Below are 20,412 nucleotides of genomic sequence, written 5' to 3'. Positions count from 1 at the left end.
TCTCTGAAACGGCAAGTCAGACAATCATAAAAGGGAAATGAGAATGGCACTGACGACGGATTTTGCGGGCCTTGAGCCCGGCAGCAGGACGGCAGAACCCAGGCAGGACACTTCCCGTTACCGCATCGTCCCGGCCCGCCATCCCGAGCGGTTGGCCGGCACGATATTCGCCGCCATCGTCATCGTCGCGGTGCTCTATTCCACCTTCACCAATCCACGCTGGGGTTGGGGCGTCTTTGCCGAATGGTTTTTCGCCGAACCCGTGCTCGTCGGTCTTGGCAGGACGCTGCTCCTGACTGCGCTCGCCGCCGTTTCGGGTTCCATCCTCGGAACGGCTCTGGCGCTCGCCCGCGTTTCAAAGTCGCCGCTGCTGTCAGGCCTTTCCTGGGGCTACATCTGGCTGCTGCGCTCGATTCCTGTGATCGTGCTGCTGTTGATATTGAACAATCTCGGCTATCTCTACGAAACTATCAGGATCGGCGTTCCCTTCACCGACACGCTGCTGTTCGACTACCCCACCGTACAATTGCTGACGCCCTTTGCTGCCGCTTATCTCGGCCTCACGCTCAACCAGTCGGCCTTCTTCGCCGAGATCGTTCGAGGCGGCATTTTGTCGGTGGACCAAGGGCAGCTGGAAGCCGCCGCCGCGCTTGGTCTACCGCGCCGCCGCCAGGCCTTCCGCATCGTGCTGCCGCAAGCCATGCGCTCCATCCTGCCGACCGGCTTCAACGAGCTCATAGGTTTGGCGAAAAGCACCTCTATGGTCTATGTGCTGGCGCTGCCCGAGCTCTTTTACACCGTCCAGGTGATCTACCGCCGCAATCTCGAAGTCATCCCGCTGCTGATGGTCGCAACCGTCTGGTATTTGATCATCATGACCGTGCTCTCGGTCGCCCAGCACTATATCGAGCGCTATTTCTCCAAGGGCGCCGTGCGCAATCCGACGCCGCTGCCCTTCGAGGCGTTCCTGGAGCGCTTCCGCCGACCGTTGCCGGCCCTTGACAACACGACCGAGACGACTCGCAATCTCGGTTTTCATGACGCGACGGCACTGCGGACAGGCGGTGCGGTGCGCATCCACGGTATCTCCAAAAGCTTCGGTCCATTGAAGGTGCTCGACGACGTCGAGCTCAACCTGGCGGCCGGCAGCGTGACCGCCATCCTGGGTCCTTCCGGTTCGGGAAAGTCGACCCTGCTGCGCTCCATCAACCACCTGGAGCGTGTCGACGAGGGCTTCATCTCGGTCGACGGCGATTTCGTCGGCTACAGCAGGAAAGGCGATACGCTCTATGAGCTCAAGGAAAGGGATATCCTCAAGCGCCGTGCCGATATCGGCATGGTCTTCCAGAGCTTCAACCTCTTCCCGCATCTGACCGTGCTCGAAAACTTGATCGAGGCGCCGATCCAGGTCCGCGGCATCGGCCGTGAAGAAGCCGTGCAGCTGGCGCAGGAGCTTCTCGCCCGTGTCGGCCTCAGCGACAAGATCAACGCCTATCCGCGCCAACTTTCCGGCGGCCAGCAGCAGCGCGTGGCGATCGCCCGGGCACTGGCGCTCCGCCCCAAGGTGCTGCTGTTCGACGAACCGACCTCCGCGCTCGATCCCGAACTGGTCGGGGAAGTGCTCGACGTCATCAAGGAGCTCGCCCGCACCGGCACGACGCTCGTCATCGTCACCCATGAAATCGGTTTTGCCCGCGAGGTCGCCGACACCGTCGTCTTCATGGAAAGCGGCCGTATTCTTGAGGCCGGCCCGCCGGCCCGGATTTTCACGCAGGCCGAGCATCCCCGCACACGCGAGTTCCTCGCCAAGGTTCTCTAGCGCCGACAGCGTTGGTGAAGGCCGGGCCGCGACGGGCTGCTCTGGTCGAATGACAACAAATACAATCTTAAGATGAAACGGAGAAGGGGCATGACATTTACAGATAGAGTAAAGCTTTTGATTGCAGGAGCCGTCACCATTGGTGCGATCGGTTTCGGCTCCGCTCAGGCGCAGCAGAAGTTCGATCTCAGCCCCGAACAGCCGAACCGGCTGCGGGTGGAAAAGAACGAGAAGCGCATTGCCGAAATCAAGGACTTCAAGTTTGTCGAAAACGGCGTCTTCACCGTCGGCATTAGCACGAGCGGCAATCTGCCGCTGCACGACTATGCCTCCGATTCCAAGACCGTTATCGGCTATGACGTCGATCTCGCGCACGCGATCGCCGACAGTCTGGGCTTGAAGCTCAATCTCGTGTCCGTCGCATGGGCGGATTGGCCGCTCGGGCTCACTTCCGGCAAGTTCGACGCGGTGATATCGAACGTGACGGTCACGGAAGAGCGTAAGGAAAAGTTCGATTTCTCGACCTATCGCAAGGATGAGCTCGGTTTCTACGTCAGGGCCGATAACCCGATCACTTCGATCAAGGAGCCAAAGGATATTGCGGGGCTGAAGGTCATCACAGATGCTGGCACCAACCAGGAGAAGATCCTTCTGGAGTGGGATCGGCGGAATGTCGCGGCCGGCCTGAAGCCGATCGAGGTGCAATATTACGACGACGACGCCGTCAAGGATCTCGCCGTCCAGTCCGGCAGGGCCGACGCCGTCTTCAGCGTCAACGCGACCCAGGCCTATGCGGCGGGTATTAATGGCAAGACCAAGCTCGTCGGCACGGTCAGCGGCGGTTGGCCGATCACCGCCGAAATCGCAGTCACCACGCGCAAGGGCAGCGGCCTTGCCGCACCCGTGACCGATGTCGTCAACGACCTGATCGCCAGCGGCGCCTATAAGAAGATCCTCGACAGCTGGAATCTCGGTCCCGAGGCGATCGACAAGGCTCAGACCAACCCGCCCGGCCTGCCGAAGAGCGGTTCGTAATAGTCGGCTTACGGACCGGCATCTCGCCGGTCCGTCTCTGACTTTCTAGGCAAACGGAGACATATCGAGCGTGACGACCTTTCCAGCAATCCGTACCCTCTTCCTCACAGCTCTGACGGCAATCTTGACCGGGCTCGGCGCAGCACATGCCTCCGATGAATTCGACTTGAGCCCGCAGCAGCCGGCCAGGCTTCATGCCGCCAGGAACGATGCGGCCGTCGCCGCGATCCCGAAGGATTTCAAGTTCGTCACGCCTGGCAAGTTCACCATCGCCGTCAGCCCCGGCGGTCCGCCGCTTGCCACCTATGCCACCGACGCCAAGACCGTGGTGGGGGCCGATCCCGACTATGCCTATGCCATCGCCGATAGCCTCGGCCTGACGCTAGAGATCGTGCCGGTCGCCTGGATCGACTGGCCGCTCGGCCTTACCTCGGGCAAATACGATGCCGTCATCTCCAATGTCGGTGTGACCGAGCAGCGCAAGGAGAAGTTTGATTTCTCCACCTACCGCCAGGGCCTGCATGGTATCTTCGTGAAATCCGATAGTCCCATCACCTCGATCAAGGAGCCGAAGGATGCAGCGGGCCTCAGGATCATCGTCGGCGCCGGCACCAACCAGGAGCGCATCCTGGTGAAGTGGAGCGAAGAGGACGTCGCCGCCGGTCTGAAGCCGATCGAGCTGCAATATTACGACGATGAGGCGGCGAGCCTGCTTGCGCTTCGTTCCGGCCGGGCCGATGTCATCGTTCAGCCGCATGCCCAGCTCGTCTTCATTGCTGCCCGCGACAAGAACATCAAGCGCGTCGGCACGCTGAGCGCAGGCTGGCCAGATCGTTCTGATGTCGCCATCGCCACCCGCAAGGGAAGCGGGCTCGCCGATGCGCTGACCATCGCCACGAATGGCCTGATCCAGGACGGAACGTACAAACGGATACTCGAACACTGGCATCTTTCCGAGGAAGCCTTGCCCGCATCCGAGACCAATCCGCCCGGCCTGCCGAAATATTGATCAGGATGGCATGACATGAGCGGTCGCGATATATCGATCAGCCATATCGGCTTCCTCACCCCCGGCAATTATCCCGACGATGATCCCTTGTCGGGATTGGAGCAGACGCTTCAGCAACTGCAATATGGCGAGGAGCTGGGCTTCGACAGCGCCTGGGTCCGCCAGCGGCATCTGGAGCCGGGGATCTCGTCCGCCAGCGCATTTCTGGCGGCGGCCACACAGCGCACCAGCCGGATCGAGCTCGGGACCGCGGTCATTCCGATCGGCTATGAAAGCCCGTATCGGCTGGCCGAAGATCTTGCGACGGTCGATGTCCTCTCACGCGGACGGCTGAACATCGGCGTCAGTGCCGGCCGGCCGCTGCATGCCGAACTGATCGGCCCGCTCGCCTTCGACGGCGACTGGACGCGTTACGATTTCTCGCATGATCGCGTTCTGCGCTTTGCCGATAATCTGCGCGGCGTCTATCTCGGAGATGATGAAACCTTGATCAAGACGCCCTTCGGCCCGCAGCGGCCGCGCCTACAGCCTTTTGCCAAAGGTTTGATCGACCGCATCTGGTATGGCGGCGGGTCGCAGCGCTCGGCCGAATGGGCCGGCCGCAATGGCTTCAACCTGTTGACCGGCAACGTCATAACGGGGGAGGGGACCGACGATTTCTTCGTCGCCCAATCCAGGCTCATAGAAACCTATCACGCCACCGGAACTGAGCGCCGCGTCGCTCTCGGCCGCGTCATAGTGCCTTTCGACAGCGCCGACGCGGCAACGCGCCGTCGTTACCGCGATTATGCCGATGGCCGTCACGAGCGCACGCTCTCGCCGCAAGGCGACCGGCGCACCTTGTTCGCCCGGGATATCGTCGGCACGTCGGAGGAGATATTGGAGCGGCTATTTTCAGACCCGATTCTGCCCGAGGTTAGTGAGCTGCGGCTCGAACTTCCTTACGAGTTCGAGCACGAGCAATATCGCCAGATCCTCCACGATTTCGTGACGGCAATCGCACCCGAACTAGGATGGAAAGCGCAAGTCAGAATTCGCGCCGCTTCCTAAATCTCGCCAAACCGATGATCTGCGCCATTCGATGGCTGAACAATCACTCTACGAGGAACATTCATCAGTGACCAAAACGGTAGAATACTTCTTTTCCATCGGCTCGCCCTGGTCATACATCGGTTTCGACGCCTTTACCGAGCTGGCGGCGCAGAACGACGTCCTCATCACTCCCTATTTGACGACGGTGGTCGAGGAAAACGGCGGCATCTTTTCCCGCAACCGCCCAGAAATCCGCCGCGCTTACTGGACTCGGGATCTCAAACGCTGGGCCGGTGTGCGCGGCAAGGAATTGTTCCTCGAGCATCGCCCCGAGCTCAGCGACCCAACACCGGCGTCCCTCTTCGTGATCGCGGCCTATCTCGACGGGCAGGACTGGATCGGCGTGGCCCGTGCTCTTCAGCATGCCTTCTGGAGCGAGGCGAAGGATATAGGCAAGGCGGATGTGCGCGAGTCGATCGTTAACGCCGCCGGTTTCAATGGCACTGTGCTGCTCAGGCGCCAGGCTGACGACGATGTTCAGAACAAATGGTCGGCCGACCGCGTGCATGCGCGCGACAGCGGCGTCTTCGGCTTCCCAACCTACGTCCATGACGGCGAACTCTATTGGGGGCAGGACAATCTTCCTTTTCTCGAACGTCATCTCCGCGGCGACAGGCCTTAGAGACGGATTTTTTCAGAGAAGTCTATAAAATAGATGGTCTTTGTTCCCTGCTGCTGATGGCCTTCGCTAGATTGGCGTGGTTGATGGGGAAAATCGCACGCATGCCCGACAGGATTTCACAGGCGGCCGGAGCCATTCCGCGTTCGACGGAATGGCCGACCGTCATTCTCGCGCTCGTCATCCATGGCGGATTTCTTGCGCTCACCTGGTGGTGGCAATCACTGCCGGCGATCGTGGCCGTCTTCGCGGGCGGCTGGCTGATTGCCTGGCATGGTTCCCTCCAGCACGAGGTTATCCACGGCCATCCGACCGGAAAGCGATGGATAAACGACGCGATCGGATCGATACCGCTGTCGCTCTGGCTGCCTTATCCGATCTATAGGGAAAGCCATCTGGAGCATCATCGCGACGAATATCTGACCGATCCGATCGAGGATCCTGAATCGTCCTATTTCACCAAGGCCGCCTGGCAACAGCTCGGCGCAGCCGGCAGGCTGCTGGCGCGGTGGAACACTACCCTGTTCGGCCGTTTGACCATCGGCCCTGCGGTGATGCTGTTGAGTTTCCTTGGGCAGGAATGGCGGCTGATGTGGGCGAACGCACCGGGAAGGCGGCGGATATGGGCGGTGCACGGTGCCGGCGTCGCCGCCGTCCTTGTCTGGGCGACGGTCCTCTGCGGCGTGCCGGTCTGGCTTTATCTCGGTTTCGTCTATGTTGGCGCAGCGATGACGCGGCTCAGATCCTATGCCGAGCACAGATATGCCGAAAGCCATCAGGAACGCACCGCCATCGTCGAAAACAGCCACCTCTTCGGCTTGCTGTTCCTCTATAACAATCTGCACGTCCTCCATCATCGCCGGCCCGGAATTTCCTGGTATCGCCTTCCCAAGATCTATCGCCACAATCGCGAAACGCTCGTTCGCTCCAATGGCGGGCTTGTCTATGACGGCTATTGGGACATTGCCCGTCGCTTCCTCCTGAAGCCGCACGACGATCCGACGCACCCCCGTCATTCATAGAGCCGCGCTCCCGGTGCAGCGAGGGCGCGCTCGTCATGGCACGCGCGCTTGACCGTGAGCTGCCGGGAAGGGCGAAGCGCCTGCCGCGCCGTGGGGCAAGTATAACGGATAGAATTCTGTTATATTATCTGTGTTGCGCAGTCCTGCCGCAACCATTCCATTCTATTGGAGGAAAAGATAAAGGAAGAATTTTTTATATTGTTTGCTGCAAATGGTTCTTTTATCTCCCGCTTCATCGAAACGCGAAACGCCGCTATTTACCGGAGAGAGACGATGAACCCCGCCATGAACATGATGCCGATGATGAACAACATGATGCCCGCCATGATGAACCCGATGATGGGTGGCATGATGCCGATGATGTCGGGCATGCCCATGATGCCTATGATGAATGGCGCGATGATGCCGATGATGATGATGATGGGCTCGATGAAGTGCTCCATGACGGCAGAAGGCATGGTCTGCGAAATGAAGCCGATGGAAGGCATGGACAAGGACATGTTCATGGAATGCTGCAAGCGCATGATGTCCATGATGTCGGGCGGCATGCCCGTCATGATGAATTGCGGCGGCATGATGATGTGCTGCATGATGGCGGCCTGAGCCATCCGCCTCCAGCGCACCTGCAAGATGCGCCCAAAGAAATGACCGAAAGCCTCCGGAGACGGGGGCTTTTTGCGTCAGACGCGAACGTCTTCGAGATAGGTCGTCACTAGGTAGAGAATCGCCTCCGTTCCGGTCATGTTTCGGTAGAGGTGAGGCACGTCAGCATCGAAAATGACGGCGTCGCCTTCACCGAGGATATGCGGCGCCTGCCTGCCGGCAATGATTTCGACCGTGCCTTGCGCGACGACCAGATTTTCGACCGTTCCATGCTGATGGGCGTCGGCGTTTTCGGTGTGGTGCGGAGCAATCCTTAGCTCGTAGAATTCCACCTTCCTCTCTCCTTCGAAGGGAAAAAGAGCCCGCGTCTGAAAGCGCCCGTCGGAAGAGGCGAGGATTTTTGATTTTGCCCGCGGCACGGCAACGATCGGGGTTTCGCCGCGTTCGGCGATAAGAGCGGCGCAGGGAATGCCGAGTGCAAGCGCGATCTTCGAGAGGATGGTTAAGGTCGGGCTGCTCTTGCCGGTCTCGATCTGGCCGAGCATCGCGCGGCTGACACCGGCGATCTTTGCCAGCCTGTCGAGAGAATAGCCACGCCGGGTGCGAATGCGCCGCAGGTTCTGTCCTGTCTGAGCCGTGATCTCGTCGGCAGTCTCTCTCGCCTCGCCGCCGGAAAGAAGCACGTGATCAGGCGCCATGTCCTGCGATGCCCATGGCCATGACCGGGACGAAACCCCAATACGGCACCCACATGAGGACCGGCTGCATCGCAAAGGATACCGGAGCGAATGGCTTCATCGCATCAGCATGTTTACTGCGCGACTGCCGGTAGGCCTGGAAATCGATGACATCAGCCGTCTGCACTGGCATGGAAAGCTCCCGCTAAAATCTATAAGAAAGCTATAGTTTTTCTCGCATGAGGGGCAGGACGTCTCGTCCAATCGTCAGGCTCAACCGGAAATCTTATACCAATAATATTCGATCTTGCGGCAAAGCCATTTATGGCGGCATTCGCAGAGCCTCTTGCCATAGCTTCGTCGTATAGGCGTCCCGTTTTCAGAGGTCTTCATCACAGCCGGGCCTGTTCCCATCGCTGCGGTCGAGTGCGGCTCCAGAGATCGCTAATTCCGGATGATGTCGTGATGCATCTTATGCGTGCCGGATCGGTGGCGGATGTTTTTTTCAACGATAAGAGCAACGAGGAACGCTCGTTCCTTTTATCTATCAATTTTGTAGACAATAATTGACCAACCTTAAGAGAGGAAAAACAATGTCAGGATTCAAACTCGTCGGCATTGCTGGCAGCTTCAATCGGCCTTCCAAGACACTGGCTCTGGTCCGGCATGTCGCCGAACTTGCGACCGATCGATACGGCTTTACGAGCAAGACCTATGATCTGCATGATGTCGGCCCGTCGCTCGGCAGCGCCTTGTGGCGCAAGGACCTTGACGAGCAGGCCAAGCATGTCATCGACGAAATCGTGCATGCGGATGCCTTGATCGTCGGTTCGCCGACCTACAAGGGTTCCTATCCCGGCCATTTCAAACACCTCATCGATCTGATCGACCCGCATGAACTGCGGGCGAAGCCGATCATCATCACGGCGACGGGCGGCGGCGACCGGCATGCGCTGATGGTCGAGCATCAGCTTCGGCCGCTCTTCGGGTTTTTCATGGCCCATACCTTGCCGACGGCCGTCTACGCCTCCGACCGCGATTTTTCCGACTGTGCGGTCTCCTCGGACGCGCTTTCGAACCGGATCGGCGAGGTGGTCGGGGAACTGGCTGCTTTCTTCCCGGAGGTGAAGCCGGCGCTGGCGGCGGCCGAATAGGATCGCCGTCATGGTCAGGTTTCAGAAGGTATCGGCCGAGGATGCTGAAAAGCCCGGGGCGGGCGAGCAGATGTGGAGCGTCTTTGAATTCGCACGGCGATATCGCCTCGCCAAACGGGAAGAGAACCGACTGCTGATGCTCTACGGACCGACCGCACCGCTTGGCGATCTTCTTGCCAATGCGCGACGTCATTCGCTGATTTCCTGATGCAGGTTACCCAAAGGTGGGTCGCGGTCTTGAACGACCCGCATCGAACAAAGACCTGAGGCGCGCCGCACGACTTAATTTGGTGTGACGCGCTTTAGCCGAAGAAAATCGGTTCCGGACAGGAGATTCGCATGAAGCTTGATTTCCAATCCTGGCTGAAGCTCGCGATCGGCCGCTTTCTTGATCTAAAGCAGGCGGCGGCGCGCAAGCCCGCAAACGAATTGCTCACTCGCGACGAAGAGCGCGACTGGTCTGCCCGCGAATACGAACTTCATTATTGGGGCGCGACGCCCGGCCTTTGGTATTGAGGAGGTGACGTGATGGCTATCGTCGTTGAACCCGGCCTCGGTCGGCATCGTGCGAAAAGAACAACGGGCAGCATCATGTCGCAATTCCGGAATGCCGCCGGAATCTGCACGACCACGGGCTCGTTCATATTCCTGTTCGCTCTGGTGATCGGGTTGATCCGATGAACGAAGTCCTTATCCTTCCCGGTCTGTTCGGCTCGGCAGAAGGACACTGGCAGCGGCACTGGCTGCAGGATCACCCGGACAGTCGTTGCGTCATCCAGGAAGACTGGGATCATCCGCACGTCGACAAGTGGTTGTTTCGGCTGGAAAGCGCGCTCGAAGAGGCCGGTGAGGCCTATCTGGTCGCCCATAGTCTCGGATGCCTGCTGGCTGCTAGGCTTGCAGGCCGGAGCGTTGCGCGCCGCGTAAAGGGAGCTTTGCTCGTCGCACCATGCGACCTGTCCGTCACCGAAGCCCTGCATCCCGGACAAATCTCCTTCGGCGATATGCCGACGTCGCCTCTGCCCTTTCCGAGCATCGTCGTCGGCAGCATGAACGACGCCTATATGACCGTCGACCGCCTGGCCCTGTTCGGCCGGCTGTGGAACGCCGAGACCCGGAATATCGGGCTTGCCGGCCACATCAATATCGCCAGCGGTTTCGGACGCTGGCGCAACGGCTACCGGCTGCTGGAATCCTTGAAGACGCGCTCGGGTGCTCGAAGGCGCGCCGTTTCCATGCCGCCGGCTTTTGCGATGTGAATGGAAGCGCAATGCCCGATATCGTCACCGATCTCCTGCGGCTCACCGAAGACCCGAATGCCGACCCGAGAAGCAGGCGCCGCCAGACCATCAATCATCTGGTTCAGGCGCTGCTTGCGATGGCCGACAGCCAATTCGGACCGGAAGATGCGCAGAACCGCCATTCGATCATCCATTTGACGACGATCATCCGCGATATGACGGGACGGATCGCCGATGCCGATGACGCGACGTTTTCGGCGATCGTCAGGGAGGCCGCGATGCTGATCCGCAGCCTGGAGCGGCGCCGGGCCGATGCGGCTAGGTTTACGGTGCATTGAACGTGACTGCGATCCGGGAGCGGCGGCAGGCGGTGATACAGCCAAGCGAGGCTCGCATGTTCGGCGGGAGAGGCATGGCGCTCACGGATGCGCTCGTATCGCTGAGCCTTCGCCCGGAGGCCGACTCCGGTCCCGAGCAGAATCGGACCCCGCTCACCGAAGCGGAGCTGGAGACGCTCGCCATGAGGCTGCTTCTGGAATCCGGCGCGGGACCGCTTTGGGTTTTCGCCTATGGATCATTGATATGGAAGCCGGATTTCGATGCCATCGAATGGCAGCAGGGTGCGGCGAGGGGGTGGCATCGGTCCTTCTGCCTGAAGATGACCCGCTGGCGGGGGACGCAGTCCCAGCCGGGCCTGATGATGGCTCTCGACCGCGGTGGACTTTGCAACGGCATCCTTTTCCGGCTCGCCAATGAGGATCGCCTTGGCCAGCTTCGGCGGCTGATCCGCCGTGAGGTCGGCTCGATCGAGGACGCTGCGACGGTTCGCTGGATTCCGGTCGCGACCGCAGATGGGCTCGTGCGTGCGCTGGTCTTCTGGGCCGGCCCGAAAGGCGAGCGTGTTTCGCGGAAATTGCCGCTGGAGACCGTGGCGCGTGTGCTTGCCAGGGCCTGCGGGCATATGGGCTCCTGCGCCGAATATCTCTATCTGACGGTGAAGCACCTGGAGGAACGCGGCATCCGGGACCGCAATCTATGGCGGCTTCAGAAGCTGGTCGCCGACGAACTTGTCGCCATACATGGGCTGACCGAGGCAGCAGGCAATCATTGATATGGCTGCCTGCCAGTCGGTCAGAGCTTGCCTTTCCACGGAACGAGGAAGGCCTCGAGGAAGCGGACGGCGGCCGAAAAGGTGAAGGCGCAGATCGCGATGATGGCGATGCCGACAAAGACGACGTCGGTTGCCAGGAACTGCGAAGCCGACATGATCATGAAGCCGATCCCGCGGGTGGAGGCGATCAGTTCGGACGCAACCAGCGTGCTCCAGCCGACACCGAGCGCGATGCGGATGCCGGTGAGAATCTCCGGCAGGGCCGACGGCAGGACGATATCCAGGAAGAGCTGCAGCCGGCTTGCTCCGAGCGAACGGGCGGCATTGACGCGCTCTATCGGCAACGAACGAACGCCGGCCTGAGCCGAGAGGCAGATCGGCGCAAACATCGCAAGCACCAGGAGCGTGATCTTCGACGTCTCTCCGATGCCGAGCCAGATGATCATCAGTGGCAGGTAGGAAAGGGGCGGAAGCGGCCAGTAGAATTCGATCGGCGCGTCGAGCACGCCTTTTGCCCAGCGGTTAAGCCCCATGAGCAAGCCGAGCGGAATGCCGGCGGAGATTGCGATGAGGGCGGCGACCACGATGCGAAACAGGCTCGCAGAGACATGCTCGAAGAGCGATGCCCCGGCATAACCGTCATGATAGATGACGCCGATCTGCGTCAGCACCTCGTCGGGGCGCGGCAGAAACAGGTGCGGAACGACGCCAAGCGCGGCGACGAACCACCACAGCAGCAATATGGCGAGGGCCGTGGCGACGCTGATGGCCACCGTCGATTTCTCGCCTGCGCCGAAGCCGGCCATTTTCACCAGCTTGACCTGGCGATCCTCGGTGCGAGCCGTAATAGGCGGAGCCTGTGTTATATCGCTCATGCGACGCTCCTCAAATCTTCGGTGCTGTGGAGAATGGTGCGTATCTGCTCGCGCAGCTCGGCAAATTCTGGCGAGGCCTTGATCGAGCGGGCGTCTCCGGTTTTGGCAAAGCGTGTGACGAAGTCGAGGTCGAAGCGGGCGACGACGCGCCCGGGCCGAGGCGACATGACAAGCACCTGCGTGCCGAGGAACAGGGCCTCTTCGATCGAATGGGTGATGAAGAAAACTTTCTTCGCCGTCTTGTTCCAGACGGAAACCAACAATTCCTGCATCTGCTCGCGCGTCAGGCTGTCGAGCGCGCCGAACGGTTCGTCCATCAGCAGGATGTCGGGATTGGTCGCAAGCGCCCGTGCGATGCCGACGCGCTGACGCATGCCGCCCGACAATTCGTAGGGAAAGGCGCCGGCGAACTCGTCGAGACCAACGAGCCGGAGCAGTTCCAGCGCCTGCGCTTGCCGTTCCTTCCGGCCTACGCCGGCGAATTTCAGCCCGAGCGCGACGTTATCGATGACCGACTTCCAAGGCAGCAGCGAGTCCTTCTGGAACACGACGCCGCGGTCAGCACCCGGACGTTCGACGCTGCGGCCATCGAGCGTGATCCGGCCATCCGAAAGCGGAAGAAAACCGGCAATCGCGTTAAGAAGGGTCGACTTACCGCAGCCCGAGGCTCCGAGTGCGACGACAAAACCGCGTTCGGGAATATCGAAAGACACGCGATCGAGCGCGTGAACGGTCCGCCCGTCGCGGGCAGAGAAGAAAACGCTGGCGTGGTCGACTTTCAGCATAGGGGAACTCGCACGTTAGACGCCGGCGCGGGCACGCCGGCGTCGGGGAGGATCAGTTTGTGGCGCCGGCGAGTGCGTCGGCGGTGACGAAGCTGCCGTAATTGTCCAGCACGCCGGACACCTTGCCCTGCTCCTTCAGGAAGGATGCCGTGTCCTTGAGGATCTTGCCGGCGCCCGCCTTTTCGCCGCCGCCGAGCCAGGCGTCGGAAGCTTGGACTTCGGGGGTGAGCAGCGTCAGGTTCTTCAGGGCCGAAGCCTGCTGCTCAGGCGTGCCGCCGAGAAGCTTTGCGAGCGACTTGGCGTTATCGCTGTCGGGACCCCAGGCGGCTTTGTCCGCCGCGAAGGATGCGTAATATTTGGTGACGACCGAAGCGAAGCTCTTGAGGAAATCCGGATTGTCGGCGGCGAACTTGGAGGTCGCAACCCAGGCGGAAAAGGTCGGTGCACCCTTGTCCGCCACATCCTTGGAGGTCACGAGGACCTTGCCGTTCTTCTTCAGCTCGGTTAGCGCCGGATCCCAGACGAAGCCGCCGTCGATATCGCCGCGATTATAGCTTGCGACGATTTCCGGCTGGGGGATGGCGAAGACCTGGACGTCTTTTTCGGTCAGGCCCAGCGATTTGATCAGTGCCAGCAGCTGATAGTGATCCGTCGACACTGGCGCGGCGGCAAGCTTCTTGCCCTTCAGATCGTTCAGGCTGTCGATGCCGGAGCCATTACGGACGATAAGAGCCTCGTCGATCCCCGAGATGGATGCCAGGTAGAAGGCTTTGACCTCGAGCCCGCGCGATACCGCGGCCGCGAACGGGCTGGAGCCGACATAGCCGACCTGGACATCGCCCGAGGCGATGGCTGCAAAGATCTCGGCCCCCGAATTGAACTTGCGGAAGTCGATTTCATAACCGGTCGCCTTGGCAAATTCGCCATTGGCGATCGCGACCGAAGACGGCAGCGCGTCGGTTTGATAGCCGACGACGACCTTTCTATCCGCCGCGTCGGCGACAAAAGCCGTGGCAAATGTTCCGACGCCGACGGCGATCGCGGCAATCAAATTTCTGAAATTCATCTTGAGCCCCTTTGTTCAGGGCCACATCCGGCCCTTGATCTCACCCTCAAAAGCCTAACGGGTGAGAATGGGCTAGCGGGAGAAATAACAAACTATATTTATAGACAATGGAGATAATTGTTTTCGCGATTCTGCCGCTGGCGCGGCCCCGGCGACGGACCGAGCGGCAGGAGCCAAGGTGTGGACCGTCAGGGAGAATGCATTGATATACGATGTTATCGTGGTCGGTTCCGGTTTTTCGGCGATAGCCGTAACCTGCAATCTCATCGAGCAGCTTCCAGCTTCGGCGACGGTTGCCGTCGTTGGCGACGATCCCGGTTTCGGCCGCGGGACGGCGTACCGGACGGAACTCTATCTTCATCGTCTCAACGTGCCCGCGGGCCGGATGAGCCTGATGCCGCATCAGCCCGACGACTTTGTCGACTGGTTGAAAAATCGCGGGCGGCGGCTGCAGGCCGGCGATTTCGCCTCGCGCAGCGATTACGGCCTGTATGTCAGGGATACACTCGCGCGGCTGCTTCGGAAGCGGGACGGCCGCTGTCGGGTTGATTTCATCCGGGCCAAGGCGGCGGGATGCGTGGAACGTTACAACAGCACCTTGGCCTTCCATCTCGGCAATGGCGACGAGATTGCCGGAAGGAACGTTGTGCTCTGCCTCGGCGTCGGCAACGCCAAGCTGCCGGTCGACCCGGCGGGCGTACCGCTGTCGATGCGGCTGCGCATCATCGAGAACCCCTGGCGCCTCTCCTGGCTGGGACGCGTCGCATCGTCCGATACGGTCTGCATCCTCGGTTCCGGCCTGACGATGATCGATCAGGTTCTGGCTCTGCGCGCTCACGGCCACAGAGGCAGGATCGACGTGCTTTCGCGCCGCGGGCTCGCCCCGCTCGGGCATGCGAGGAAACTGCCCGCGCCTCTGCCGATCGACGTTGAGGCGCTTCCCGCGACGATCAGCGGCATATTGAAGAGCTTGCGGGCAAAGAGCAGGTCGGTCGACGACTGGCGAAGCGTGATGGATGGCCTGAGACCTCAAACACAGGCTCTCTGGCAGCGGCTTTCCAACAAGGAGCGGGCCCGCTTCCTCAGGCATGCGCTTCCTTGGTGGAACATCCACCGTCACCGTGTCGCGCCTGATGTGTTCGACAGGTTCGACCAACTTGTCTCGGAAGGAACCCTTCGATTCCATGCCGGCTTCCTGAAATCGCTCGGGGCCGAGGAGGGCGGGCTCGTTGCCGGATACAGGGTCAGAGCTACACGCGATCTCGCCGCAATCAAGGCGGATTGGCTGATCAACTGCACGGGAATGGAGCGCGCCGGCATCAGCCATTCACCGCTTTTGCAGGAAATGAGCCGGTCTCAGCTGATCGCCGCCGATCCTCTCGGCCTCGGCATTCAGGTGGATGACGCTTCCGAGGTTATAGGGTCATCCCGGATCTCGCCTGTCCGGCTGTTTGCGGTGGGCGCTTTGACGGCGGGACAATTCTGGGAAATTACCGCCGTCCCCGACATTCGGGTGCAGGCCAAGGCCGTGGTCGAAGAGATCGTCGCGCAGCGGCCGGCGGCCGAGTCATAGACCGGCTATCCCTAGGCTCGGTTCGGTGATGTTGAATTTCCGGCCGCCGCCAGCTACAGTGCGTGGTACGCCATAATACGATTTTCGAACTCGGCCGCCGCGGGATCTTGAGCGTGCGAAGTCGGTCCAACTCTGAGGTGCAGAATGAGCGGTGCTTTCAAGGACGCAGCAATCAGGGTTGAGCGTCCTGCGAAGACATTGCGGGAGCTGGCACTCGACAAGGTCCGCGAAGCCATCGTGAACGGGTATTTTCGCCCCGGCGACCGCCTTGTCGAACGTGACCTTTGCGCCCAGCTCGGCGTCAGCCGGACGGTGGTGCGCGAGGTTCTGAGGCACCTGGAATCGGAAGGGCTCGTCGCCAGTCTGCCGAACAAGGGTCCGATCGTCGCGCAGCTCGACATCGAGGAAGCCAAGCAGATCTATGAGATCCGCGGCGCTCTCGAGGGCATGGCGGCGCGGCTCTGCGCCGAACGCAGCAGTCCCGAAATCGTCGCCGCGCTGGAGGAAGCCCTTGCCGGGATCCGCAACAGTTATCGCGACAACGATATGGCAGCAGTGCTGACCAACACCTCTTCCTTCTACCAAACGCTGTTCACGATGGTCGACAGGCACGTCGCCTGGGGTGTCGTCAATCTCCTCACCGTGCGCATAAACCACCTGCGCTCGATGACGATCAAGACGGAGAGGCGCGGCATCGAAGGGCCAGCGCAGATGTCCAAGATCGTCGACGCCATCCGTCGCGGCGACGGCGAGGGCGCTTACCGGGCGGCGATGGATCATGTCGCTGCCGCGAGCGCGATTGCCGAAGCGGTGCTGTCGGCCAAGAAGTCCGCCGAGTAACACCGGGCAACCGCCGCAGCTCCAATGCAAGCGGGCGAAGCATTCGCACCATCTTCTACGTGGTTACGATGCCGGAGAGTCTACACTCTTGACACCCAGTTTGTCCGATGTGATGGTATGCCATAATAAATAATATCTAAGGTGACATGGCATTGGCTTGAATCCTTCTGCCTTGCAGCCTCCCTGCGACCCCGTGGGCCGCCTTGCGCACGGGCTGTGTCAGCTGACAACAATGGACAGGAACGAAGAGACTATTGGGACTAAGCGACCTTAGTGCGCCCCGAAGAAATGCCTTCGAGGCCCATGCGCATAAGGCTGGCGAAGCGGTCATCTATTGTTTTGTGGCGAATATCCTGAAAGGCGCTTGGCTCTGTCGACGCCGCGCCCACAACGAACTTGACAGCCTCATCATATGGTATACCATAATACGCATTAACGAGATTGAGGTGTTCGGGTGGCCATTCAAATTCGCAAGACGGGACTGCAGATCGAAACGACGCTGATCGAAGGCGGCAAGGCCGCGGCCGTGCCGCTGAAGCTGTTCTCCGCCTACGCTGTCGTGAAGAACCCCTGGGCAGGGCAGGGCTTCGTCGAAGACCTCAAGCCCGAAATTCATGCGGGCGCGCCGGTGCTTGGCGAATTGCTCACCAAGATGATCATCGATGCCGTCGGGTCGGGCGAGGCTGTCGAAGCCTATGGAAAATCCGCCGTTGTCGGCCTCGACGGCGAAATCGAACACGCGTCCGCGCTCATTCACACGCTGCGCTTCGGCAACTTCTATCGCCATGCCGTCGGCGCCAAATCCTATCTCGCCTTCTGTAACACACGCGGTCCTGCCAATGCGCCGATCATGATCCCGCTGATGGACAAGAATGACGAAGGCCGCCGCTCGCACTATCTGACCATCCAGACCTCGATCCCCGACGCGCCTGCTGCCGACGAGATCGTCGTGGCTCTCGGCGCTTCGGTCGGCGGACGTCCGCATCATCGCATTGGCGACCGTTACCAGGATCTGAAAGACCTGGGGCAGGACGTCACCAATCCTGCGGGCGTTTGAGGGAGCGCGTCTCAGATGCTGACAGCCGGATCGAGCAAAGACGCCGCTGCAGCAACGAGCGCCGCCGGTGCCTTGCCCCGAAAGAGGACGGCAAGCGGAACGGCCTATCACGAGTCCGGTAGCGGGGAACCGCTGGTTCTGATCCATGGCGTCGGCATGCGGCTCGAGGCCTGGGCTCCGCAGATCGCCTTTCTATCGGCCGGTCATCGCGTCATCGCTGTCGATATGCCGGGACACGGCGAGAGCGCGAAGCTGGCGGCGGGCAGCCGCCTCGAGGAGTTCGTCGCCTGGTTCGGGCGCTTTCTCGACGAGATGGCGATCGAAACGACGAATGTCGCCGGACATTCCATGGGGGCGTTGGTCTCCGGCGGGGCGGCGGCGACCTTCGGCGAACGGATCAGCCGTGTCGCATATCTCAACGGCGTCTACAGGCGCGACCCTGAAGCAAAGGCTGCCGTCCTTGCGCGGGCTGCCGCCATTCCGGTAACGGGGGTTGACAAAGAAGGCCCCCTGGCTCGCTGGTTCGGCGACGATCCGGACAGCCTCGTTGCGCGTGAATTGACACGGGAATGGCTGAGCCTCGTCGATCCGGAAGGCTATGCCGTCGCTTACGCTGCCTTCGCCGGAGGAGACGAAACTTACGCCGATCGCTGGAAGGACGTCCGCGGCCCGGCCCTGTTCCTGACGGGATCGGATGATCCGAACTCGACGCCTCTGATGGCAACGCAGATGGCGGCGCTTGCGCCCAAGGGCTGGGCCCGCATCGTCGAAGGTCATCGTCACATGGTGAACCTGACCGCGCCGGATATCGTCAATTCGCTGCTCGCTGAGTGGCTGTCGTTCGGGGAGGATGAACGATGACAATCCAGACTGTCGATCCCAGGGCGTTGCGAGATGCATTCGGGGCTTTTCCGACCGGCGTGACCGTCGTCACCGCCTGCGACGGGGAGGGGAATCCGATCGGGTTCACGGCGAATTCATTCACTTCGGTCTCCCTCAACCCGCCACTGCTCCTCGTTTGCCTTGCCAAGACATCGCGCAACTTCGCCACCATGACCGGCGCGCGGCATTTCGCGATCAACGTGCTGTCGGAAACGCAGAAGGACGTCTCGAACACCTTCGCGCGTCCTGTCGAAGACCGGTTTGCGGCGGTCAAATGGGCCAAGGGGGCGGCTGGCTGCCCGGTCTTCTCGAACGTGGCGGCATGGTTCGAATGCGCCATGGAAGAGGTCATCGAGGCCGGCGACCACGTCATCCTGATGGGACGCATCGAATCCTTCGACAATAGCGGCCGCAACGGTCTCGGTTATGCCCGCGGCGGCTACTTCACGCCGACGCTCGCAAGCAAGGCGGTTTCGGCGGCAGCCGAAGGCAACATCGAACTTGCGGCCGTCGTCGAACGCCGCGGCGAGGTTCTGCTCCTCGGCGAGGAGGTGCTTTCCCTTCCAAGCATCGACGCCCATGACGGCAACCCGACCGAGGCGCTGGAAAAATACCTGGAGACATCAACCGGGCTGAACGTCAGCATCGGCTTTCTCTATTCCGTCTACGAGGGCAAGAGCGACGGCAAGCAGCACATCGTCTACCACGCCGTCGCCGGCGATGGGGAACCGGCGAGCGGCAGGTTCCTGAAACCGGACGCTTTGTCGGGTGCGCAATTCAAGACCAGTTCGACTGCCGACATCGTCACCCGTTTCGCGATGGAAAGCTCGATCGGCAATTTCGGCGTCTATTTCGGTGACGAGACCGGCGGCAAAGTTCATCCCATTCCAGCCAAGGGCGCAAAAGCATGAAGTTCTCCCTCTTCGTCCATATGGAACGGCTCGACGCCAGCCAGAGCCACAAGAGCCTCTACGACGAATTCGTCGCGCTCTGCGAGATCGCCGACCAGGGCGGCATGCATGCGATCTGGACGGGCGAGCACCATGGGATGGATTTTACTATCGCGCCCAACCCGTTCGTCACCATTGCCGATCTCGCCCGCCGCACATCCCGGGCAAGGCTTGGCACCGGGACGGTGATCGCCCCCTTCTGGCATCCGATCAAGCTTGCCGGCGAAGCTGCCATGACCGACATCATCTGCGACGGGAGGCTCGATATCGGCATTGCCCGCGGCGCCTATTCCTTCGAATATGAACGTCTGCTGCCTGGTCTCGATGCCTGGGGCGCCGGCCAGCGGATGCGCGAGCTCATCCCGGCGGTCAAGGGCATATGGAAGGGCGATTATGCCCATGACGGGGAGTTCTTCAAATTCCCCGCGACGACCTCGGCGCCGAAGCCGCTGCAGCAGCCGCACCCGCCGATCTGGGTTGCGGCGCGCGATCCGAACTCGCATGAATTCGCCGTCGCCAACGGCTGCAACGTCCAGGTCACGCCGCTCTGGCAGGGTGACGACGAGGTTCAGTCGCTGATGGACCGCTTCAACGATGCCTGCGCCAAGAATCCTGAAATCGAGCGGCCGAAGATCATGCTGCTGCGCCACACCTATGTCGGCTCGTCGGAAGAAGACGTCGCCCAGGCAGCCCATGAGCTCAGCGTTTACTACAACTATTTCTTCGCTTGGTTCAAGAATGAGAAGCCGGTCAACCAAGGCCTGATCGAACGGATTCCGGACGAGCAGATCCGAGCGAATGAGATGCTGTCGGATCAGGTCATGCGCACCAACAATGTCGTTGGCGACGCTGAGACCGTTATCGCGAGGCTGAAGGCCTATGAAGCGCTCGGTTACGACGAATATTCCTTGTGGATCGACACCGGCATGAGTTTCGAGCGCAAGAAGGCGTCGCTCGAGCGCTTCATCACCGAGGTCATGCCGGCATTTCAGGAGTAGGACC

General features: G+C 60.9%; 24 protein-coding genes. 18 read left to right on the top strand and 6 right to left on the bottom strand.

Translation table 11 applies throughout. The features are described 5' to 3' along the window. Nucleotides 1-43 precede the first annotated feature (43 nt). From FHT70_RS30565 to FHT70_RS07175, 6 genes are all read left to right on the top strand, one after another. Nucleotides 44-1,819: an amino acid ABC transporter permease/ATP-binding protein gene (locus tag FHT70_RS30565; RefSeq protein ID WP_183699880.1), complete on the top strand. Its 1,776-nt coding sequence runs from the start codon at nucleotides 44-46 to the stop codon at nucleotides 1,817-1,819. A gap of 90 nt (nucleotides 1,820-1,909) precedes the next feature. Beyond that, complete coding sequence (locus FHT70_RS07195; protein ID WP_183699878.1) at nucleotides 1,910-2,854, top strand: ABC transporter substrate-binding protein; 945 nt, start codon at nucleotides 1,910-1,912, stop codon at nucleotides 2,852-2,854. 70 nt (nucleotides 2,855-2,924) lie between these two features. After that, nucleotides 2,925-3,863: an ABC transporter substrate-binding protein gene (locus tag FHT70_RS07190; protein WP_183699876.1), complete on the top strand. Its 939-nt coding sequence runs from the start codon at nucleotides 2,925-2,927 to the stop codon at nucleotides 3,861-3,863. A gap of 15 nt (nucleotides 3,864-3,878) precedes the next feature. After that, nucleotides 3,879-4,913, top strand: coding sequence for an LLM class flavin-dependent oxidoreductase (locus FHT70_RS07185; protein ID WP_183699874.1), 1,035 nt, complete (start codon nucleotides 3,879-3,881; stop codon nucleotides 4,911-4,913). A gap of 67 nt (nucleotides 4,914-4,980) precedes the next feature. Next, nucleotides 4,981-5,577: a DsbA family protein gene (locus FHT70_RS07180; RefSeq protein WP_183699872.1), complete on the top strand. Its 597-nt coding sequence runs from the start codon at nucleotides 4,981-4,983 to the stop codon at nucleotides 5,575-5,577. Between the two features lie 101 nt (nucleotides 5,578-5,678). Further along, nucleotides 5,679-6,596 (top strand): fatty acid desaturase, encoded by a 918-nt coding sequence (locus tag FHT70_RS07175; protein WP_183700094.1) that lies wholly within the window; start codon nucleotides 5,679-5,681, stop codon nucleotides 6,594-6,596. A gap of 257 nt (nucleotides 6,597-6,853) precedes the next feature. Here the strand turns inward: FHT70_RS07175 and FHT70_RS07170 are convergent, their stop codons facing one another. The 3 genes from FHT70_RS07170 to FHT70_RS07160 form a co-directional block, all read right to left on the bottom strand. Then, on the bottom strand, nucleotides 6,854-7,204 hold the full coding sequence (locus FHT70_RS07170; protein WP_183699870.1) for a hypothetical protein: 351 nt from the start codon (nucleotides 7,202-7,204) through the stop codon (nucleotides 6,854-6,856). A gap of 72 nt (nucleotides 7,205-7,276) precedes the next feature. Continuing rightward, on the bottom strand, nucleotides 7,277-7,897 hold the full coding sequence (locus FHT70_RS07165; protein WP_183699868.1) for an XRE family transcriptional regulator: 621 nt from the start codon (nucleotides 7,895-7,897) through the stop codon (nucleotides 7,277-7,279). Next, entirely contained in the window at nucleotides 7,887-8,069 is a 183-nt protein-coding gene (locus FHT70_RS07160; RefSeq protein ID WP_097599044.1) for a hypothetical protein, read from the bottom strand. Before FHT70_RS07160 ends, FHT70_RS07165 begins: the two co-directional genes overlap by 11 nt. 400 nt (nucleotides 8,070-8,469) lie before the next feature. On the opposite strand from FHT70_RS07160, the gene msuE reads away from it, so the two are divergent. The 6 genes from msuE (at nucleotide 8,470) to FHT70_RS07130 (ending at nucleotide 11,382) form a co-directional block, all read left to right on the top strand. Next, nucleotides 8,470-9,030 (top strand): FMN reductase, encoded by a 561-nt coding sequence (msuE, locus tag FHT70_RS07155; RefSeq protein WP_183699866.1) that lies wholly within the window; start codon nucleotides 8,470-8,472, stop codon nucleotides 9,028-9,030. A gap of 10 nt (nucleotides 9,031-9,040) precedes the next feature. Then, the gene (locus tag FHT70_RS07150; protein ID WP_183699864.1) at nucleotides 9,041-9,238 is read left to right on the top strand and encodes a hypothetical protein; all 198 of its coding nucleotides are present in this window, start codon (nucleotides 9,041-9,043) and stop codon (nucleotides 9,236-9,238) included. A gap of 131 nt (nucleotides 9,239-9,369) precedes the next feature. After that, nucleotides 9,370-9,546 carry a hypothetical protein gene (locus FHT70_RS07145; protein WP_171049284.1) on the top strand — a complete coding sequence of 59 codons (177 nt, stop codon included), beginning with the start codon at nucleotides 9,370-9,372 and terminating at the stop codon, nucleotides 9,544-9,546. 161 nt (nucleotides 9,547-9,707) lie between these two features. Further along, complete coding sequence (locus FHT70_RS07140) at nucleotides 9,708-10,289, top strand: alpha/beta hydrolase (protein WP_183699862.1); 582 nt, start codon at nucleotides 9,708-9,710, stop codon at nucleotides 10,287-10,289. Between the two features lie 11 nt (nucleotides 10,290-10,300). Continuing rightward, on the top strand, nucleotides 10,301-10,609 hold the full coding sequence (locus tag FHT70_RS07135) for a hypothetical protein (protein WP_183699860.1): 309 nt from the start codon (nucleotides 10,301-10,303) through the stop codon (nucleotides 10,607-10,609). A gap of 2 nt (nucleotides 10,610-10,611) precedes the next feature. Beyond that, nucleotides 10,612-11,382 (top strand): gamma-glutamylcyclotransferase, encoded by a 771-nt coding sequence (locus tag FHT70_RS07130; protein ID WP_183699858.1) that lies wholly within the window; start codon nucleotides 10,612-10,614, stop codon nucleotides 11,380-11,382. Between the two features lie 20 nt (nucleotides 11,383-11,402). Here FHT70_RS07130 and FHT70_RS07125 read toward each other — a convergent pair whose 3' ends face one another. Genes FHT70_RS07125 through tauA form a run of 3 tightly spaced genes read right to left on the bottom strand, consistent with a single transcriptional unit; the run spans nucleotide 11,403 to nucleotide 14,108 of the window. After that, nucleotides 11,403-12,257: an ABC transporter permease subunit gene (locus FHT70_RS07125; RefSeq protein WP_183699856.1), complete on the bottom strand. Its 855-nt coding sequence runs from the start codon at nucleotides 12,255-12,257 to the stop codon at nucleotides 11,403-11,405. Further along, nucleotides 12,254-13,042, bottom strand: a complete 789-nt coding sequence (locus tag FHT70_RS07120) for an ABC transporter ATP-binding protein (protein WP_183699854.1) — start codon at nucleotides 13,040-13,042, stop codon at nucleotides 12,254-12,256. Before FHT70_RS07120 ends, FHT70_RS07125 begins: the two co-directional genes overlap by 4 nt. 52 nt (nucleotides 13,043-13,094) lie before the next feature. Next, the gene (tauA, locus tag FHT70_RS07115; protein WP_183699852.1) at nucleotides 13,095-14,108 is read right to left on the bottom strand and encodes a taurine ABC transporter substrate-binding protein; all 1,014 of its coding nucleotides are present in this window, start codon (nucleotides 14,106-14,108) and stop codon (nucleotides 13,095-13,097) included. 202 nt (nucleotides 14,109-14,310) lie between these two features. Between tauA and FHT70_RS07110 the strand changes: the two genes are divergently transcribed. The 6 genes from FHT70_RS07110 (at nucleotide 14,311) to FHT70_RS07085 (ending at nucleotide 20,408) form a co-directional block, all read left to right on the top strand. Next, a complete protein-coding gene (locus FHT70_RS07110) occupies nucleotides 14,311-15,681 on the top strand; it encodes an FAD/NAD(P)-binding protein (RefSeq protein WP_183699850.1) in 1,371 nt (456 codons plus the stop codon). Between the two features lie 144 nt (nucleotides 15,682-15,825). Further along, nucleotides 15,826-16,521: a GntR family transcriptional regulator gene (locus FHT70_RS07105; protein ID WP_183699848.1), complete on the top strand. Its 696-nt coding sequence runs from the start codon at nucleotides 15,826-15,828 to the stop codon at nucleotides 16,519-16,521. A 454-nt stretch (nucleotides 16,522-16,975) separates the two neighbouring features. After that, nucleotides 16,976-17,578 carry an amino acid synthesis family protein gene (locus tag FHT70_RS07100; protein ID WP_183699846.1) on the top strand — a complete coding sequence of 201 codons (603 nt, stop codon included), beginning with the start codon at nucleotides 16,976-16,978 and terminating at the stop codon, nucleotides 17,576-17,578. Nucleotides 17,579-17,593: 15 nt separating this feature from the next. Further along, nucleotides 17,594-18,439 (top strand): alpha/beta fold hydrolase, encoded by an 846-nt coding sequence (locus tag FHT70_RS07095; RefSeq protein WP_183699844.1) that lies wholly within the window; start codon nucleotides 17,594-17,596, stop codon nucleotides 18,437-18,439. Continuing rightward, nucleotides 18,436-19,371, top strand: a complete 936-nt coding sequence (locus tag FHT70_RS07090; protein ID WP_183699842.1) for a flavin reductase family protein — start codon at nucleotides 18,436-18,438, stop codon at nucleotides 19,369-19,371. The genes FHT70_RS07095 and FHT70_RS07090 overlap by 4 nt, the downstream gene beginning before the upstream one ends. Then, entirely contained in the window at nucleotides 19,368-20,408 is a 1,041-nt protein-coding gene (locus tag FHT70_RS07085; protein ID WP_183699841.1) for an LLM class flavin-dependent oxidoreductase, read from the top strand. The genes FHT70_RS07090 and FHT70_RS07085 overlap by 4 nt, the downstream gene beginning before the upstream one ends. Nucleotides 20,409-20,412: the final 4 nt, after the last annotated feature.

Origin of the sequence: Rhizobium sp. BK049, assembly GCF_014193135.1 — a bacterium.
Classification (GTDB): Bacteria; Pseudomonadota; Alphaproteobacteria; order Rhizobiales; family Rhizobiaceae; genus Rhizobium.
The sequence above is the reverse complement of the archived record's forward strand: the minus strand, read 5'-3'. Positions and strand labels throughout refer to the sequence as shown.